The sequence below is a fragment of the Streptomyces sp. YGL11-2 genome, from assembly GCF_050054615.1.
Lineage (GTDB): Bacteria > Actinomycetota > Actinomycetes > Streptomycetales > Streptomycetaceae > Streptomyces.
In genome coordinates this window covers 1-15,488 of the sequence record NZ_JBNHIN010000039.1, presented here as the reverse complement: position 1 = coordinate 15,488, position 15,488 = coordinate 1, and the positions used below count along the sequence as shown (strand labels likewise).

The window sequence follows — 15,488 nt, the reverse complement described above, 5'->3', positions numbered from 1 at the left end:
CACTTCCCGTGCGCTACGAAAGGGGCGCGGTATGACCGCGCCCCGCATCCCCCCACTTGACCCTGAGCACCTCGCCCCCAAGGTCCGGGACCTACTCGCCGCGCTACCCGACGCAGCGCTGCGCACCGCGAACATCACCACCACCCTCGCCCGCCACCCTGAACTCCTCGCCGCCTCGTACCCGTTCTCCAGGATGCTGCTGTACGCGGGCACGCTGCCGGACCGGGACCGGGAGCTGGTGATCCTGCGTACCGCGCACCTGGCCGGGTCGGCGTACATCAATGCCCAGCACGTCCGGATCGGCCGCCTCGCCGGCCTCACCCCCGCCGATATCGACCGGACCACAGCCGGCCCGGGCGCCGACGGCTGGAGTGCGCACGAGGCGACCCTGCTCACCGCCGCCGACGAACTCCACCACCATGCCTGCGTCTCCGAGGCCACCTGGCAGCGCCTCGCCCAGCACTACGGCGAACAGCAGTTGATCGAAGTGTCCATACTTGCCGGCCACTACCGGATGTGGGCAGCCGCCCTCAACAGCTTCGGCGTAGCTCCGGACCCCGCACCGCCCACAGCCGGGCGGGAGGCGACTGATGCTGCAGGATGATGACCGGGTGGTCCGGGCGCTGCGCGCCGCGCTGCGCGAAAACGCTCGCCTCAAGCAGGAGAATCAGCGGCTGCTCAAGGGCTGGCGCGAACCGGTGGCGATCGTGTCGATGGGCTGTCGCTTCCCCGGTGGAGTCACCACCCCAGAGGAACTGTGGCAGCTGCTGGCCGAGGGGCGCGACGTCATCGGGCCGCTGCCCGACGACCGGGACTGGGATCTCGCCGCTTGGCGCGGACCGATGGCCCGGGACTCTGTGGCCCCGCCAGTGTTCGCCGGGGGTGGCCTGGCGGACGCGGCGGGTTTTGACGCCGCGTTCTTTGGGTTCTCCCCACGCGAGGCGCAGGCCATGGATCCGCAGCAGCGACTGCTGCTGGAGGTGACCTGGGAGACGCTGGAGCGCGCCGGCATCGACCCCACCCGGCTGCGATCCACCGCCACCGGAGTGTTCACCGGCGTCATGGCCACCACCTACGGCGGCCCGGTACGGCTGTCGGGCGACGGCCCGTCCAACGAGTCTTACCGGCACACCGGCACGGCCCCCAGCATCGCCTCCGGCCGCGTCGCCTACACCTTCGGCCTGGAAGGCCCCGCCGTCAGTGTGGACACCGCCTGCTCCTCGTCCCTCACCGCCATCCACCTCGCCTGCCAGGCCCTGCGCACCGGCGACTGCGATCTCGCCCTCGCCGGCGGTGCCACCGTCAACTCCACCCCCGAGATGCTGGTCGGGCTCGCCTCGCTCGGTGTCCTCGCCCGCGACGGCCGCTGCAAGGCATTCGCCGACAGCGCCGACGGCATGGGGCTCTCCGAGGGCGTCGGCCTGGTACTGCTGGAACGGCTCGCCGACGCCAGGCGCGCCGCACATCCCGTGCTTGCCGTGATCCGAGGCACCGCCCTCAACCAGGACGGCGCCTCCAACGGCCTCACCGCGCCCAACGGCCTTGCCCAGCAGCGCGTCATCCGCGCCGCCCTGCACAACGCAGGGTTGGCGCCGGGCGACATCGATGCCGTAGAGGCCCACGGCACCGGCACCACGCTGGGAGATCCCATCGAGGCCCAGGCATTGATCGCCGCCTACGGTGGACAGCGCGAAAGTCCGTTGTATCTGGGGTCCATCAAATCCAACCTCGGCCACACCATCGCGGCGGCTGGAGTCGCGGGGTTGCTGAAGATGGTGCTCGCACTCCGCCATGAACAGTTGCCCCGGACCCTGTACGCCGATGAGCCGAGTCCGTACATCGACTGGGACAGCAGCGTGCTCCACCTGCTGCGCGAGCCCGTCCCCTGGCCGGCCGTCCCGGGCCATCTCCGGCGCGCCGCGGTTTCCTCGTTCGGCATCTCCGGCACCAACGCCCATCTCATCCTCGAACAAGCACCTCCGGAGCCGGAACCTGCCCGCGCAGTGCCGCCTGGCCCGCCGCTGTGGCTCCTGTCCGCACCCAGCCCCGACGCGCTCCGCGACCAGGCTGCTCGTCTCGCCGCCCACCTGGCCACCGACCCCGAGACCGAACCCTTCGCCATAGCCCGGGCGCTGGCCACCACCCGTACCCACTTCCCACACCGTGCCGCCATCGTCGGGCCGCCCGGGGAGTTGCGCCCGGCACTCGACGCGCTGGCGCAGGGGCGCCCGCATCCGCTGATCAGCCGCGGCATCGCGCCGCGCGGCATCACAGGCAAGCTGGTGTTCCTTTTCCCCGGGCACGGCGCGCAGTGGCGGGGCATGGGGTGCGAACTGTATGAGGCGCAGCCGGTGTTCCGGCAGCATCTGGACGCCTGTGCCGAAGCATTGGCCCCGTATACAGGCTGGCCGCTGCTGGATGTGCTGCACGGGCGGCCGGGCGCGCCGCCGCTGAACCAGGTGGACGTGGTGCAGCCTGCTCTGTGGGCGGTCATGGTCGCCCTCGCGCGGCTGTGGGAGTCATACGGGATCGTGCCTGATGCGGTGATGGGCCACTCGCTGGGAGAGATCACCGCCGCCCACATCGCAGGGATGCTCACACTGGAAGACGCAGCTCTGGTGGTGGCTCGCCGCGGTCAGGTGCTTCGTCCGCTCGCCGGCTCCGGAGCCCTCGGCGTCCTGGAACTGTCCGAGGAACGGGCGTGCGAGCTGCTCGCCCGCTACTCCGGTGATGCCGGGGTAGCAGCTGTCAATGGGCCACACTCCACGGTCGTGTACGGTGCGCCGAACACCGTGACAGAGCTGGTGCGCCACTGCAAGAAGGCAGGTATCCGGGCACGGCGGGTGCCGATCGACTACGCTGCCCACTCACCGCACATCGAATCCGTACGGCGGCAATTCGAAGAGGCCATCACCGGCATCCGCCCCCGTACCGCACCAGTCCTGTTCCGCCCGTCCACCGGTGGCTTCCCCCACCCTCTACCGGGCTCCGCGCTGGACGCCCGCTACTGGGGTGACAACCTCCGCAACCCAGTCCGATTCCGGGGCGCCGTGGAAGCGCTGCTGGCCGACGGGCACACCACCTACCTGGAAGTCTCCCCGCACCCCACTCTTGTCCCCACAGTCGAGGACACCGTCGAGCAGTGGGCGTCCGGCCACCCTGCCCGCGCCGAGGCGGTCACCATCACCGGCACACTGCGTCGCGGCCCCATGAGCGCGGGCCTGCCGGCTGCCCTGGCCCTGTTGCACCTGCGCGGCCACACCATCGACTGGCCACAGGTTTTTGGCAGCGACGGCACCCCGCCGGTTCCTCTCCCCACCTACGCCTTCCAGCACCGGCGGTTCTGGCTCACCTCAACCGCATGGGGCGGCACAGGGACAATGCCCGAGTCCGGCGTCGAGACGCCGCCTCTCACCGATGAAGGGCCTGAACTCGCCATTCAGCTCGCTCAGTTGCCCGTCGAGGAACACCCCGCACTGCTCCTGGAAACAGTACGAACCCACATGGCCGCAGCCCTCGGGCACAGCAGCGCAGATGACATCCCGCCCAACACACACCTGGCCGAGCTGGGCTTCGACTCGGTGACCGCCACGCAACTACGACAGCAGCTCAGCGAAACCAGTGGCCTCAGGCTGCCCGCCACCACACTGATCGACCACACCACCGCCCACACGATCGCCGCATACCTGGCCGAGCGGGTCACCTCACGGCATGGCAGCACGCAGACCGGCGTTGCGGTACCCAGTGCAGGGGAGCACGCGGCCCCCAGGAGCGAGCGGGCAGCGCCCGCTGTGCCGACGGCTTCAAGCAGCCCCACGCCCGAGAAGGACACGGGCACTCCTACCGATGCGCGCACCGGTGTACTCACCCTGCTCGTCCGCAACGCCCTGGAGCGCACCGAGCCGGAAGCCGTTGTCGACCTGCTCACTCGCACCGGACGGCTGCTAGCGGTCTCTACAACACGGCAGCCCGAAGACACCGCCCCGCTGCTGCGGCTGGCACACGGCCCCACCCGCCCGGCCCTCGTCTGCCTGCCTTCCCTTCTCGCCGGCGCCAACCCCTTCCAATACGCCCGGCTCGCCAGTGCCTTCCATGGCTCCCACGACGTACATCTGCTGCCTATCCCCGGCCACCGATCCGGCACACGGCTCCCAGAGACCGTGTCCAACTTCGCCCGCGCCCAAGCGAGCGTACTGGGCAGGCACGCCCACCAGGCCGTGCTGCTCGGCCACTCCTCAGGCGGCTGGGCCGCACACGCCATCGCCACCGCACTGTGCACGGCAGACGCCCCGCCCGCAGGGCTCGTACTGCTCGACACGCCGTCCCCACAACACGTCGCCGCCAGCCAGGCAGCCGCAGTCCTGCGACACCTCCTGGACCAGCCGGACACCCAGACACTCGACGATTACGAGCTCACGGTCGGCGGGGCCTACCTCGCCCTCTTCACCGACTGGAGACCCCAGCCCCTGTCCATCCCCACCCTGCTGATTAGAGCAACGCGCCCCCTCCCCAGCACCAAGGCGCCACTTCCCCCATGGGAGTTCGCCCGGACCGTGCAGGAAGTCGACGCCGACCACTTCTCACTCCTGCACAAACACGCCTCCGCCACCGCCAGCATGATCGACGACTGGCTGGCAGGGCTGACAGGGGCAAAGACAGCCAAACTGATGCCACAGAAGTAGACAAGCCAACGGCATCGGAGGTCCTGGGTGTCCGCTCGGTGAGTGAACCCGACGCGACATCACCCTCGTTGCGTCCTCGCCACAGAGACCACAAAAACCATCTTTCGACAGGCGCATGGCATCAGCCGGTCTGGTCACCGCGCCGAAGCTCCGCGACTTGGCGCGCTCGGCGTTGCCTCGATTTCCGTTCGCGGCAAGCAAGTCCATGAAGAACGCGGCACTGCGTCACCGTTCGGTCCGCAAGCTACCGGTTGCCACCGACATCGCTTTGACGGGCCTCACGTCCTCATTACCGAGGCCTGTAGCGTCAGGATCTGCACTGTCAAGGCCGGCGCCACCCATGCGGGTGATTGCCCGCCCCTCCCTCCGCTTCTACTGCGGTATGAGCATCACCCTCGTATGGGCAGGGCACGGGCTGCGATGAGCCGAGGCATCGTATACGACTCGACGGCCCGCACCCTGACCGACCGGGCGACGAGAAAGGATCCTGATCACCCGCCGCCAGCAGCGATCAACGATGTGAGGAGGCGCGAAGCGACGAACGCGCCCACCCGGCCGCAAGCCGAGAACGGGCGCCAAACTCGCATGTCTGGAAACCAGGCACTGTGTGCGATAGGTGTGTCCGAGGACATGAACCATACGCACACGCCGGTAATGCGGGGCGAGCTGCCGCTGCCATAGCCCCGCCCCACCGTCACGCGCCTATCGCGCTGCCACGCAGGAAACCCCTCTCTCCTCAAGTTACTTCTCTGCAGACACCCGATGCATCACTCGTACGAGTGAGCGCTCATGATCGGTTGGAATGCATCAGGTGTCAGAAATCAAAGGTCTCAGATATCAACGACTGTGACCGTGTTCTTCGATGGCCCGCCCTACCGAAGTTGGTGTGGACTCATCGCACGGACTGTTCATACCGAGCAGCGGAAGGGGGAAAATCACGGTCGTGATCGTACACTCGCCTTGTGAATTAAGGGCATCGATTGCCTGCAGCGTATGCGAAACCGCGTAATAAGCAGGGCTCGTCTGCTTGTAGTCGGGGTGAACGACAGGCTTCTTCTCTTGATCCAGGACCATGGGGAGGCTTGGCGGAATAATAATCAGGCCAGGCAGCCCGTCCCCCGTCGTGTTCGTGATGACTTGCGCGATCGCGGAGTTGGGACGCCCGCCGTACCGCTCGAATGCGTAGATACCGGAGATGACCACGGCATCGGCTTCGATATCAGCAGACCGCTTTTTTGTGAACTGCACCTGTGGGAACGGGGAGAGTCGCGCCCGCCACAGGGCAAGCGTCGATTCGTTGTCCGAGGTGATGATGATGTTCATGTTAGTCCGGATCATATGTGCGGCATGGATGGGATGATTCTCACGCGCCCTACGCGCTTGAGCTGTTCGGAGTCAAGGACGAAGGGGCTCTCGACCCCTTCGTCAGCCAGGTGGTGAAGATAGTTTTCCGGCGGGATGGCGTCACGACGGATGACGGCCCGAGTCAGAGTGTAAGGCTGATATCCGTCTTTCTCTCCGAAGTCGTGATACGCGGCCCGTGCATAAGCTGCAGCTCCTTGCGGGGTTTCCGAGAAATACTTGATCTCCTGGCCGCGCCCATTACGGTAGTGGCGGTTCGCGGGCCCCATGATGTCTTCGAGTTCTCCAGGCTGGACGGCGCGGTAGATGTACATTTCGCCATGCTTGAGCCTGGAGGGGCACCCTTCTTCGGGCGCTAGCCCCAGCGGGTCAGCCCATGTATGGGGATTGTTGACATAGGCGGACGGGTTGGGCGCAGGTTTGAGGCCCAGCGGGTCAGACGTCGCGTAGCGGGCTGTCTCTGGGTCGTAGTAGCGGTGAAAGTTGTAGTGAAGCCCTGTCTCGGAGTCGAAGTACTGCCCCGGGAACCGCAGAGGCGTATAAGCAGTGCTGCTGCTTGTCCACGTCGTGGACCCCCACAACGTGGTACGGGTGCGCCAGGCGATCTCGCCTTGAGTTCCGATGAGTTCGGTCGGTGTACCCACCAAATCGGTGACGATCGCAAAGAACCGCCGGTCGATTTCGTGCTGGGGCGCGTGAGCAGCTGTGATGCGCTCGGTTTGCGCTACGGGGCGCAGGCCGTCGTGGTCCCACGTGAGGGTGACGGGATGTCTATGCGCTGGCGAGGTGCTGGTCTGTTCGGCGAGGTTGGCGCCGTCCCAGGTGAAATGCGTCTCTTCGGCGGTTTCGCCGGTGGTGGTCAGACGTTGCTTCGCGACACGCCTGCCGAGGGGGTCATAGAGGTAGCGCCACCGTGTGCCGTCGGGTGTCGTGACGGCCACAAGGCGGTCTTCACCGTCCCATTCGTAGCGCCAGGTGTCCGGGCGGCGCGACAGACGCGCCTTCTGCCTGAGGGTGACGCGGCCTTGGGCATCGTGCTCGTAGCGGACATTGCCCGCTTGACCGATCCGGGTACCGGTGACAATGCGAGGTCCGCGTGCTTCCGTGCCGGGGTGTTTCGCCGGCCAGTCAGCGTTGGTTTGATTGCCTGCCTCGTCGTAAGCGTAAGACTCGGTCCAGTCGTTGGCGTGGACGCCAGTGACGCGGCCCACCGTATCGACATCGAAGCGGCGTGGGCCGGCCAGCTGGTCATCCACCCTGGTCAGATGACCGTCAGGCCGGTAGGTGTAGTTGCGGCTCTGCAGCGTCGAGGACCCGGCACTCACCACCTGGCTCACAAGGCGGCCGGCGGGGCCCCAGGCGTAGGAAAATGCGAGATCGCCTCCGAGCTGGCGGCCGATTTCGCGGCCGGCTGCGTCGTGATGGAAGGTGATGTTGTGGCCGGAGGCAGTCAGCGCGGCGGGGTTTCCGACTGTGTCGTACCGCCAGTGCGACTCTGCCCCAATAGGGGTGCGGCGATAGGTACGGCGCCCAACGAGGTCATAGGCATGAGTGAGAGTACGGCCGTTGACGGTCTCCGAGAGGACGCGTCCCATCGCGTCGCGCTCGAACGACATCGTCGCATCCGTGCCGGCTGCATGTACGAGATGACCGGCTGGGTCATAGGAGTAGGTGGTGCGAGAGCCTTCGAGAACCTTCTCGGTGACCTGGCCGAGCACGTTGTGTTCGTAGACGATGCTCTGACCGAGCGCGTTGGTACGGCTGGTCAGCTGTCCCGCGGCGTCATAGGTATAAGTAAGGGGGCTGCCATCGAAGTCGGTCTCCGATATCAGCCTGCCAGCCGGATCATAGGCGTAGGACCATTCCAGACCTTGGGCATTGGTGACCTTGACGAGCTGTAGTTCAGGGTCGTAGGAGTATGTGGACCGTGCTCCGTCAGGACCAGTCCTTGAAGCCGGCTTGTCGAAGTGTGTGTACGTGTACTGCGTGACCCCACCGATGGCGTCGGTTTGGGACAGGCAATTTCCTTCGCCGTCATACGTCCATGTTTCGCGGGCGCCATCAGGCTTGATGCGGGCGGCAAGCTTGCTCTCCACCGTCCAGACCAGTTGCGTGGTGGCTCCGAGCGGATCGGTGACTGCCGTGATGCGACCGAAGGCATCGCGCTGGTAGCGAGTGGTTGCACCCTGCGGGTTGACCTCGGCGACAGGCAAGCCAGCCTGATTGCATTCGATACGGGTGGTGTTGCCCAGGGGATCGGTGACAGCCGCGAGGTTGCCACGGCCGTCGTGGACATAACTCGTGCGAGCCCCACTCGGATCGGTCGCCGAGGTGCGGTTGCCGCGTTCGTCGTACGTGTAGTGCCAGTCACCCCCATCGGGACCGACGATCTGCACAGGTAGGTTGAGTTCGTTGTAGGCAACAGTGGCGGTCCGCCCGTCGGGGCGCGTCACCACCGTGGTGTTGCCTGACTCGTCGTAGGTGAAGCTGGTGGTGCGCCCAAGAGGATCGGTCGTGCTCAGCAGGCGGTTGTAGCGGTCGCGTTCGGTACGGGTGACAGCGCCGAGCGCGTCTACCTCCGCGACTACCTGGTTCACGCGGTTGATGTGGAAGCGTTGGATGTGGCCGGATCCGCTGGTGGTCGTGGTCACCCGCGTCCCGGTGGCCTCGTCGTATCCGCGGTAGTCGATGCGCAGGCTCATGTGCCCGGCTTCGCCGCTCTCGGCGATGCAGCGGTGTTGTTCGTCGTAGGTGTAGTGGTAGCTGCTGTTGTTGGTGTCGGTCCAGGATTCAATCCTGCCGGCCTGATCATAACTGAAGCGAAGAGGCAGGCCGGAGGATTTGGTCACGGCGGTGAGATTGCCGTCGGTGTAGCCGTAACTGACGAGCGGCTGGTCACCGCCCTCCGGGCCGGCTCCCACAAGGTGGAGACCGCAGATACGGTCTTCCTCGGTGGCGATCTTCAGGTGATAGCCGCCGCCGTGCCGGATGTCCGTTGGGACACCGTCAGCATCGTGCTCGAAAGTGATCCAGTTTCCGTTGCGGTCGGAGATCTCGTCCAAGAGTGCAACAGAGTCACTGTGGACGCTGAAGTACCACGTGATGCCGCTGGCAGGATCGGTGATGGTGTAACCACCGTCGCCGGCGTGCGCCAGGGGCCAACGTGGTCCTGCCAACGGCAGTACCGGCGCGCCGGACTCGGGGTGAGCGTACGTCAGCAGCAGACCGTCCTCGTGAACGAAGATGAGGCCTTCGGAGTCAATCTCCAGCCGCTGGTCAGCGGTACTCGACCACGAAGGGCCGAACCATTTCCCCGCGCGGTATCCGGATTCGACGCGCCGGCGGAAGACCAGCGGGAGCGCACCGGGCAGGTCCACATCGGTCTGCGGCAGGTACATCTTCCCCGTCGCCAGGTCGATGGGGTCGGTACCCTTCGAACACACGCTGTCCTGCGTCCGGCTATTGCCGTGCACATCCCCGTCAGTCGCCTCACGAGCCGGACTCTTGGCGGTGCCGGCCCCCTTCCTGTTCCTGCCGCTGCCCGTGGTGTGCGGGGCGTGCGGCGTGTCGTGCTTGTTGCCCTTGAGGAGTTTGTCGAGTTCGGCGGCGTGTTTGGCGTCGTTCTCGGCGTGGTTGGTGGCGACCTTCTTCAGTCGCCCCCCGGCATCGTGGTACAGGTCCTGGACGGCCTTGCTCGCGTCCTTGGCCAGGGTCTTGCCCAGTTTCTCCGCGCCGTGCTCCAGCGCCTTGACGATCCGGTTGCTCATTCGAAGCTCACCCCCGCAGCCTTCGACTCGAACTCAGCGGCATGCGACGCCACCGTCTGCGCATGCCCACGCAACACCTCGGCGCGCTTGTGCAACTCCTCCGGATGGATGGAGAAACTCGCCCCCGCACCACCCCCACCCCCGCTGCCGGCGGAGACGCCGAGTGCGGACTCGGCGGCCTGGAAGACCATGCCGCTCACCGCCTTGCCGACCACCTCCACCAACGGATTGATCGCCGCCTCGATGACCTGGCCGATGATGTACTGCTCCAACTGCTGCTCAAGGAAGTTCACGAGCTTCTTGCCCGCCGCGATCACCAGCGCCTCGGCCGCCTCAGCAATCCCCAGCGTCGCCACCGCGGCCGCCTGATCAGCCACGAACGTGATGGCCAGCACGATCAGCTCACCGATCGCCTCCACCTTCATCGCCACGATCGTGTCCGCCGCGACATCGAGTGCGGTGGCCACCGTGTGGCAGGCGTTGACCAGCTCCGTCATGTGCCCGTCGGACAACTGCCCCCACTTGGCAAGCAACGCCTCGTACGACGCGCCCTGATACACCTCGGCCAACTGGTGAACCGTCGAAGTCGAGTCCTTGTGGGTCTCATCCAGCTTCTGCGCGAAATCCCTTACATGGGAAGCGAATTCGCGGACCTTGTCCTCGTTGACGTTCGGCCAGTTCACCCCGATGAACTGAAGGAACGTCACCACCTCATCAGGCAGCTCAATCGCCATACGGAATCCCCCCTGCCACTTACATCCCCCTTGGTGGAACGTGCCACCTACAGGGCAGCAGACTCACACCAAGAGATGGTAATGGGCAGGCAATGAGACACTATAAATAGTGTCATCGACGGGCTAGGCAGCGAACATGCGTCGACGGATATGCGGTGCCATTGCTGGCCGAGAATGGGGGGCACTCAATGCACCAGCGACTGCTTCTCTTCTTCGTCCTGCCGCGAGGCGTCGAATACATCCGGCGTTCCCGGACAGCGGCCGCGCCCCGAACGCGCCCCAGGCCGTTCCGTACGACGCGAGTACGAGCCTCGAGGGGGTCGCACACCGCTGGGTCCGTGACTACGCCCGCTCTACTTGCAGGATCAGTCCGTCGTGAACACGTACGCGCATTTCCGCCGCAAGGGCAAGGTTCCCGACGGCACAGGCTGGCCAATGGGTTGACCGCAAGCCACACACGCTCGCCACGACCAATTTTCACCACGTTCGTGCACCTGTGCGCTGGTGACGCTCCCTCACTTACTGGGTACCTCGACCCACAGATGAAAGGACACTCCAGCTGGTGTTGGCACCCCTCAGCTCAATCGTGAAGGGACAACCGGTCGCAGGAGGAACCGGCGTCTGAAAGCCGTCTGTTACGGATGGTCGCCCAGGCGCAGGCGAAGTGGCACACCCGCAGGAAGGTGGCGCGCATGGCGTTGAAGGCTTCAGCCACCGGTCCTATACCCAGCGCAACGGTTGCCCACAGCCCGCTGGCTGGTTGGGCTCGCGATTATGGCCGGTCACGATCCGGGACGCAGATGCAGACGCCCGCGGGGCTGCGGTTCGCGTTCTACGGCCGGGTCTCCACTGAGGACCACCAGGATCCCACCACCTCTCGAGCCTGGCAGCTGCTACAAGCGCAGTCGGCGACGTCCGGGTACGGGCGGGTAGTGGCGGAGTTCTTTGACATTGGTCACAGCCGGGTGCTGCCGTGGGCGCGCCGCTCACAAGCGGCTGCTTTGCTCGCGGCGATGGCCGATCCCGACCGGGAGTTCGATGCGATCGTCATCGGCTCCTGTGAGCGTGCCTTCTACGGCAACCAGTTCGCAACGATGGCGCCACTCTTCGAGCACTACGGCGTGGCGCTGTGGGTGCCAGAGCTGGGCGGCGCCGTCGACCCGGCCCTCGTCGGCCACGAGGAATTGATGATCCTGCTGGGGATCCTGTCCAAGCGGGAGATCGCCCGCGCCCGGATCCGGGTACGCAGCGCAATGACCGTGCAAGCCCGTGACCAAGGCCGCTATCTAGGCGGACGTCCCCCGTATGGATACCGGCTGGTGGACGCCGGCCCGCACCCCAACCGCTCCTTCGCTCGCCGCGGGGTCCGGATCCAGCGCCTGGACATCGATCCGGAGTGCGGCCAGATCGTCAGGTGGATCTTCGCTCAACGACTGGCCCAGCACAGCATCGCCCGCATCACGCGGGCCCTGGCGGAGTGCGGCCAGATCGTCAGGTGGATCTTCGCTCAACGACTGGCCCAGCACAGCATCGCCCGCATCACGCGGGCCCTGAACGACGCGGGCATCCCCTGCCCGTCCGCAGCCGACCCCGAACGCACCCGCACCTCTCCGGAGAGAAGTGCGCTCTGACTTCGGTGCGCGCGATTCTGAGCAATCCGCGCTACACCGGTCGACAGGTATGGAATCGGCAGCGCACCGACCACGAGTTGCTCGATCCGAACAACACCGGGCTCGGGCATCGAGACGTCATGCGGTGGAACGCCCCCGAGGACTGGGTCATCTCCACCAAGCCCGCGCACCCGGCACTGGTCAGCGAAGCCGACTACGTCGCCGCACAGCACACCCGAGCGCCAAGGGAGACAGCCCCGGGCCGGACCTATCTGCTGGCGGGACTGCTGCGCTGCGGGGTGTGCGACCGTCGAATGGAATCCTGCTGGTCGAACCACCGGCCCGCCCACCGCTGCCGCCACGGACACACCAGCGCGACTCCACCCCACCCCAACCGGCCGCCGAACGCGTACAGCGCGGCGGCCTGGTCCGCCGACAGCTGAGGCGGGGCACCGCCGGGCAGCAGATCGCGCAGCACCGCGCGCAGCTGTTTGACGGTGCGAACTCGAGCCTGGGCGAGGTTGACGCATCGTTCGTCGAGCAGGGCCAGGGCCGTGGTGTGATCGTCCACGTTCACCTCACGCCCGTCTCCGTGGATATGGGTCGTGGCCACGGCGGCAGCATCGATCCGGTCGTTCTTGCGGCCGCCACCATGGGCGAGTTGGCGGACGCGGCTGGTCGCCGAGGCGGGTACATCCACGACGGTCTCGGCGCGGGCGACGAGCCGCTAGGCCAGGTGTCGGCCGATCCCATTGACATTCTCCACCACCCACTTGCGCTGCGGCCAGCGGCGACCCCAGGTCAAGAGACGCCGGTACTCCGCGAGGTTTGCGTCGATCCTCAGCGAACCGCCCTGCTGATTCGAGGCAGGGCCGACGGCGGTAGCAGTGTGAGTGGACTCATGCGGGTCAAAGCCGAGTACGGGAGTTCGCTCCTCACGGCCGGACGACAAGACGCCCACGGCCGACACGCCGACTTCGGGAACACCGCTGCCGGGACACGCCTCTGTTGAGTCAGACCGTGGCCGGACACCGGGCCGGCGGCACACCCCGAGCGAGCCAGCCCCGAGGGGCGGCAGGAACCTCACGAGCCATCCAGCCCAGCGTCCTACGGAACGCTACGAGCGGCCAACCCGACCGGGCTCCGCTACGGCCAATACAAGTCGGGAACCTCACCCATGCGGGAGCGGCCTGGGCAAAATCGGTGGGCGGGCACCTGACCTGTGGTGACTACGTTTCGTAGCGTTTCAGGGAATGTGGAATCTTTGCGACTCGCACTCCCCAGCCGCTCCCCGAACTCCCCAGGAAACGACGTGAAACGGCTGCCGTTCCACCCGTCTGAACAGGGGTGGAACAGTGGCCGACGTGCTGGGCAAAAGCGACCCAACCGTGATACACAGTCAGCCATCTTCGCAGTCGAGAAAGCTCTGTCGACGGTGCAGGAGCCAGAACGGGACAACTACGCGCCCTACTTCCAAAGCCCCCTGCACAGGTTGATCATGAGGTACGGTGGCGGGAATTCGGGTGCTCCGTGCCGAAAACGGAGCGGCCCCCGGCGGTGTTGGTAGCACCAATCCGAGGGCCTACACCCGCCAGGAGACAGGACCTCCCTGGGATGCTTAGGCATGCTATCGCGCCTGCGCGCTTCTTCTCGCAGGTGCCGAACGAGATCATCCGTCACCCGCGCCTGTCGTCGGACGCTGTGCGCCTTCTGACGTGGCAGCTGTCGTTGCCCGACAACGCCGATGAGCCGCTGTCGCAGACGGCCCGGCGCGCGGGGATCAAGAAGACACCGTTCATCCGCGCGAAGCGGCAACTGTCCGATGAGGGGTACCTGCACGAGTGGCGGAGGCAAGGTTCCGGCGGCCGTTGGTCGACGACGCAGCTCGTCTCCAACGTGCCGTTGTCGGCAACCGAAGCCTCCGCGGTGCCCGACGACCGACCGACGGGCCTCATCCCGGCCGTCGGTGAGCCGGAGAGTCGGGCCGTCGGCCGTTCCCATGAGAACACTGAAGAGAAGACCTCCACCCCTCCCTCCCCCGCCACGTCGCACGACACTGCCCTTGACGCGACTTCCAAGCGACGGGAGGGTGGGCGGCCCAATTCCAACGATCACCGGGTGGAGCCCGAACCGCAGTCGGCGCGCGCTGTCCCCCAGCCGCTGCTGGACCGTGCCGTGCAGGCGTTAGCCTCCGTTTCACACGAGGAACGGCGGCTACGACTGGGAGGCCAAGAAGTGAAGAACCTTGCGCCGCTGGCGGCTGAATGGTTCGAGCGCGGGGCGACCGTCGCGGATGTACGCGACGCACTGACCGTAGGGCTGCCGCAACACGTGCACTGCGCGGCGGCGTTGGTACGGGACAGGCTGACGCGCAAGATGCCGGAGGCACCGTCGTTAGCCGCCCAGCGGGAACGCGAGGCGACGTCACAGCCGCGGCTGGCCAGGATGCGGGAGTGCACGGGTGAGCACATCCAACCGCTGCTGTTCAGGCCGGTTGCCGACGAGTCTCTGTGCCCAAGTTGCCGCCATTCTCATGCCGAAGATAGTCCGGCGGGGCCCATACAGGGAACCGGCCGCCAGATGTTCACCGCGGCACGCGCGGCAATGGCGGCTGTTTCATAGCCCTCGTATCAGGCAACAGGTCTGCGCAGCTCCGAACGGGGAGGCCGCGGCTTCCTCATCCGGATGACCTGGCGCAGGGGTACCCCCTCTCTTGCAGCCACTCTCTGTGCTCGGCGTGCTGCGTGAGCGCCGGCCCCGTTGTTGGCGCTCGTTGAGAATGGCTCTGCCTGCGATCGCGTAAAAGTGCAGGTCAGCGGTAACTGGAAGTGCCGTGGGGAGGGACGCCGCCCAACCCCTGCCCACAAGAACCCCGGGCAACCACCACGGAGCCCCAAAACGACGCCTGACGGCCGCAACAGCACGCAGGGTCGAGAGAACCAAAGAGACTCCCCAAAGCCCCGCACGGGCGCGCACAACACGACCCGCACCACCAAAGCCCGCCGGCGCCCAGGCGGGCTAACACTCAGGCATAGCGCCCAGCGACCCACTCCAACCCGACGCACGAGCCGGCTCCCCACCCCACACAACCACCAATCCAAACCAAGGAAGAGGAGAGCAAGGAGGGTTGTCAGCGCCTCACACCCACTTACCAACCCTCCCTGACCAGGAAGTTCCTCCGGATATCACTCTCCGTGAGGAGTACCTCAAGGAGTCCTGTAAGGGGTCTCACAAGGAGCTCCTCACGGAGTCTTTTAGTGGGCGGTTCGTGAGCCTTTGAGTCGTTCTGTGGTCGCCTGATGGTGTGGGGTGGGGGCGAATTCCGCGGGTTCG

At 66.2% G+C, this 15,488-nt stretch carries 8 protein-coding genes and 1 pseudogene; 5 read left to right on the top strand and 4 right to left on the bottom strand.

Annotated elements, in window-relative coordinates; genetic code table 11:
• The first annotated feature begins 31 nt into the window (after positions 1 to 31).
• Both ACO1BR_RS32040 and ACO1BR_RS32035 read left to right on the top strand, forming a co-directional pair.
• Positions 32 to 604, top strand: a complete 573-nt coding sequence (locus ACO1BR_RS32040) for a carboxymuconolactone decarboxylase family protein (protein ID WP_426798602.1) — start codon at positions 32 to 34, stop codon at positions 602 to 604.
• Entirely contained in the window at positions 591 to 4,682 is a 4,092-nt protein-coding gene (locus ACO1BR_RS32035) for a type I polyketide synthase (RefSeq protein WP_426798601.1), read from the top strand. The genes ACO1BR_RS32040 and ACO1BR_RS32035 overlap by 14 nt, the downstream gene beginning before the upstream one ends.
• Before the next feature lie 837 nt (positions 4,683 to 5,519).
• Here the strand turns inward: ACO1BR_RS32035 and ACO1BR_RS32030 are convergent.
• From ACO1BR_RS32030 to ACO1BR_RS32020, 3 genes are read right to left on the bottom strand one after another with little or no spacing between them, the layout of a single operon-like run.
• Positions 5,520 to 6,005 carry a hypothetical protein gene (locus ACO1BR_RS32030; RefSeq protein WP_426798600.1) on the bottom strand — a complete coding sequence of 162 codons (486 nt, stop codon included), beginning with the start codon at positions 6,003 to 6,005 and terminating at the stop codon, positions 5,520 to 5,522.
• An 11-nt stretch (positions 6,006 to 6,016) separates the two neighbouring features.
• A complete protein-coding gene (locus ACO1BR_RS32025; protein ID WP_426798599.1) occupies positions 6,017 to 9,811 on the bottom strand; it encodes a DUF6531 domain-containing protein in 3,795 nt (1,264 codons plus the stop codon).
• On the bottom strand, positions 9,808 to 10,545 hold the full coding sequence (locus ACO1BR_RS32020) for a WXG100 family type VII secretion target (RefSeq protein ID WP_426798598.1): 738 nt from the start codon (positions 10,543 to 10,545) through the stop codon (positions 9,808 to 9,810). The genes ACO1BR_RS32025 and ACO1BR_RS32020 overlap by 4 nt, the downstream gene beginning before the upstream one ends.
• An 800-nt stretch (positions 10,546 to 11,345) precedes the next feature.
• On the opposite strand from ACO1BR_RS32020, the gene ACO1BR_RS32015 reads away from it, so the two are divergent.
• Together ACO1BR_RS32015 and ACO1BR_RS32010 are read left to right on the top strand one after the other, a co-directional pair.
• Entirely contained in the window at positions 11,346 to 12,176 is an 831-nt protein-coding gene (locus tag ACO1BR_RS32015) for a recombinase family protein (protein WP_426798597.1), read from the top strand.
• 5 nt (positions 12,177 to 12,181) lie between these two features.
• A pseudogene (locus ACO1BR_RS32010) lies at positions 12,182 to 12,340 on the top strand (recombinase family protein); the annotation flags it as partial.
• A gap of 83 nt (positions 12,341 to 12,423) precedes the next feature.
• Here ACO1BR_RS32010 and ACO1BR_RS32005 read toward each other — a convergent pair.
• Positions 12,424 to 12,855, bottom strand: a complete 432-nt coding sequence (locus ACO1BR_RS32005) for an IS110 family transposase (RefSeq protein ID WP_426798596.1) — start codon at positions 12,853 to 12,855, stop codon at positions 12,424 to 12,426.
• 956 nt (positions 12,856 to 13,811) lie between these two features.
• Here ACO1BR_RS32005 and ACO1BR_RS32000 point away from each other — a divergent pair.
• Complete coding sequence (locus ACO1BR_RS32000) at positions 13,812 to 14,777, top strand: hypothetical protein (RefSeq protein ID WP_426798595.1); 966 nt, start codon at positions 13,812 to 13,814, stop codon at positions 14,775 to 14,777.
• The last annotated feature ends 711 nt before the right edge of the window (positions 14,778 to 15,488 follow it).

Excerpts from the sequence above, each read along its gene's own strand:
- ACO1BR_RS32040 (WP_426798602.1), top strand. The coding sequence starts at position 32 with ATGACCGCGCCCCGCATCCCCCCACTTGACCCTGAGCACCTCGCCCCC.
- ACO1BR_RS32035 (WP_426798601.1), top strand. The coding sequence starts at position 591 with ATGCTGCAGGATGATGACCGGGTGGTCCGGGCGCTGCGCGCCGCGCTG.
- ACO1BR_RS32030 (WP_426798600.1), bottom strand. The coding sequence starts at position 6,005 with ATGAACATCATCATCACCTCGGACAACGAATCGACGCTTGCCCTGTGG.
- ACO1BR_RS32025 (WP_426798599.1), bottom strand. The coding sequence starts at position 9,811 with ATGAGCAACCGGATCGTCAAGGCGCTGGAGCACGGCGCGGAGAAACTG.
- ACO1BR_RS32020 (WP_426798598.1), bottom strand. The coding sequence starts at position 10,545 with ATGGCGATTGAGCTGCCTGATGAGGTGGTGACGTTCCTTCAGTTCATC.
- ACO1BR_RS32015 (WP_426798597.1), top strand. The coding sequence starts at position 11,346 with ATGCAGACGCCCGCGGGGCTGCGGTTCGCGTTCTACGGCCGGGTCTCC.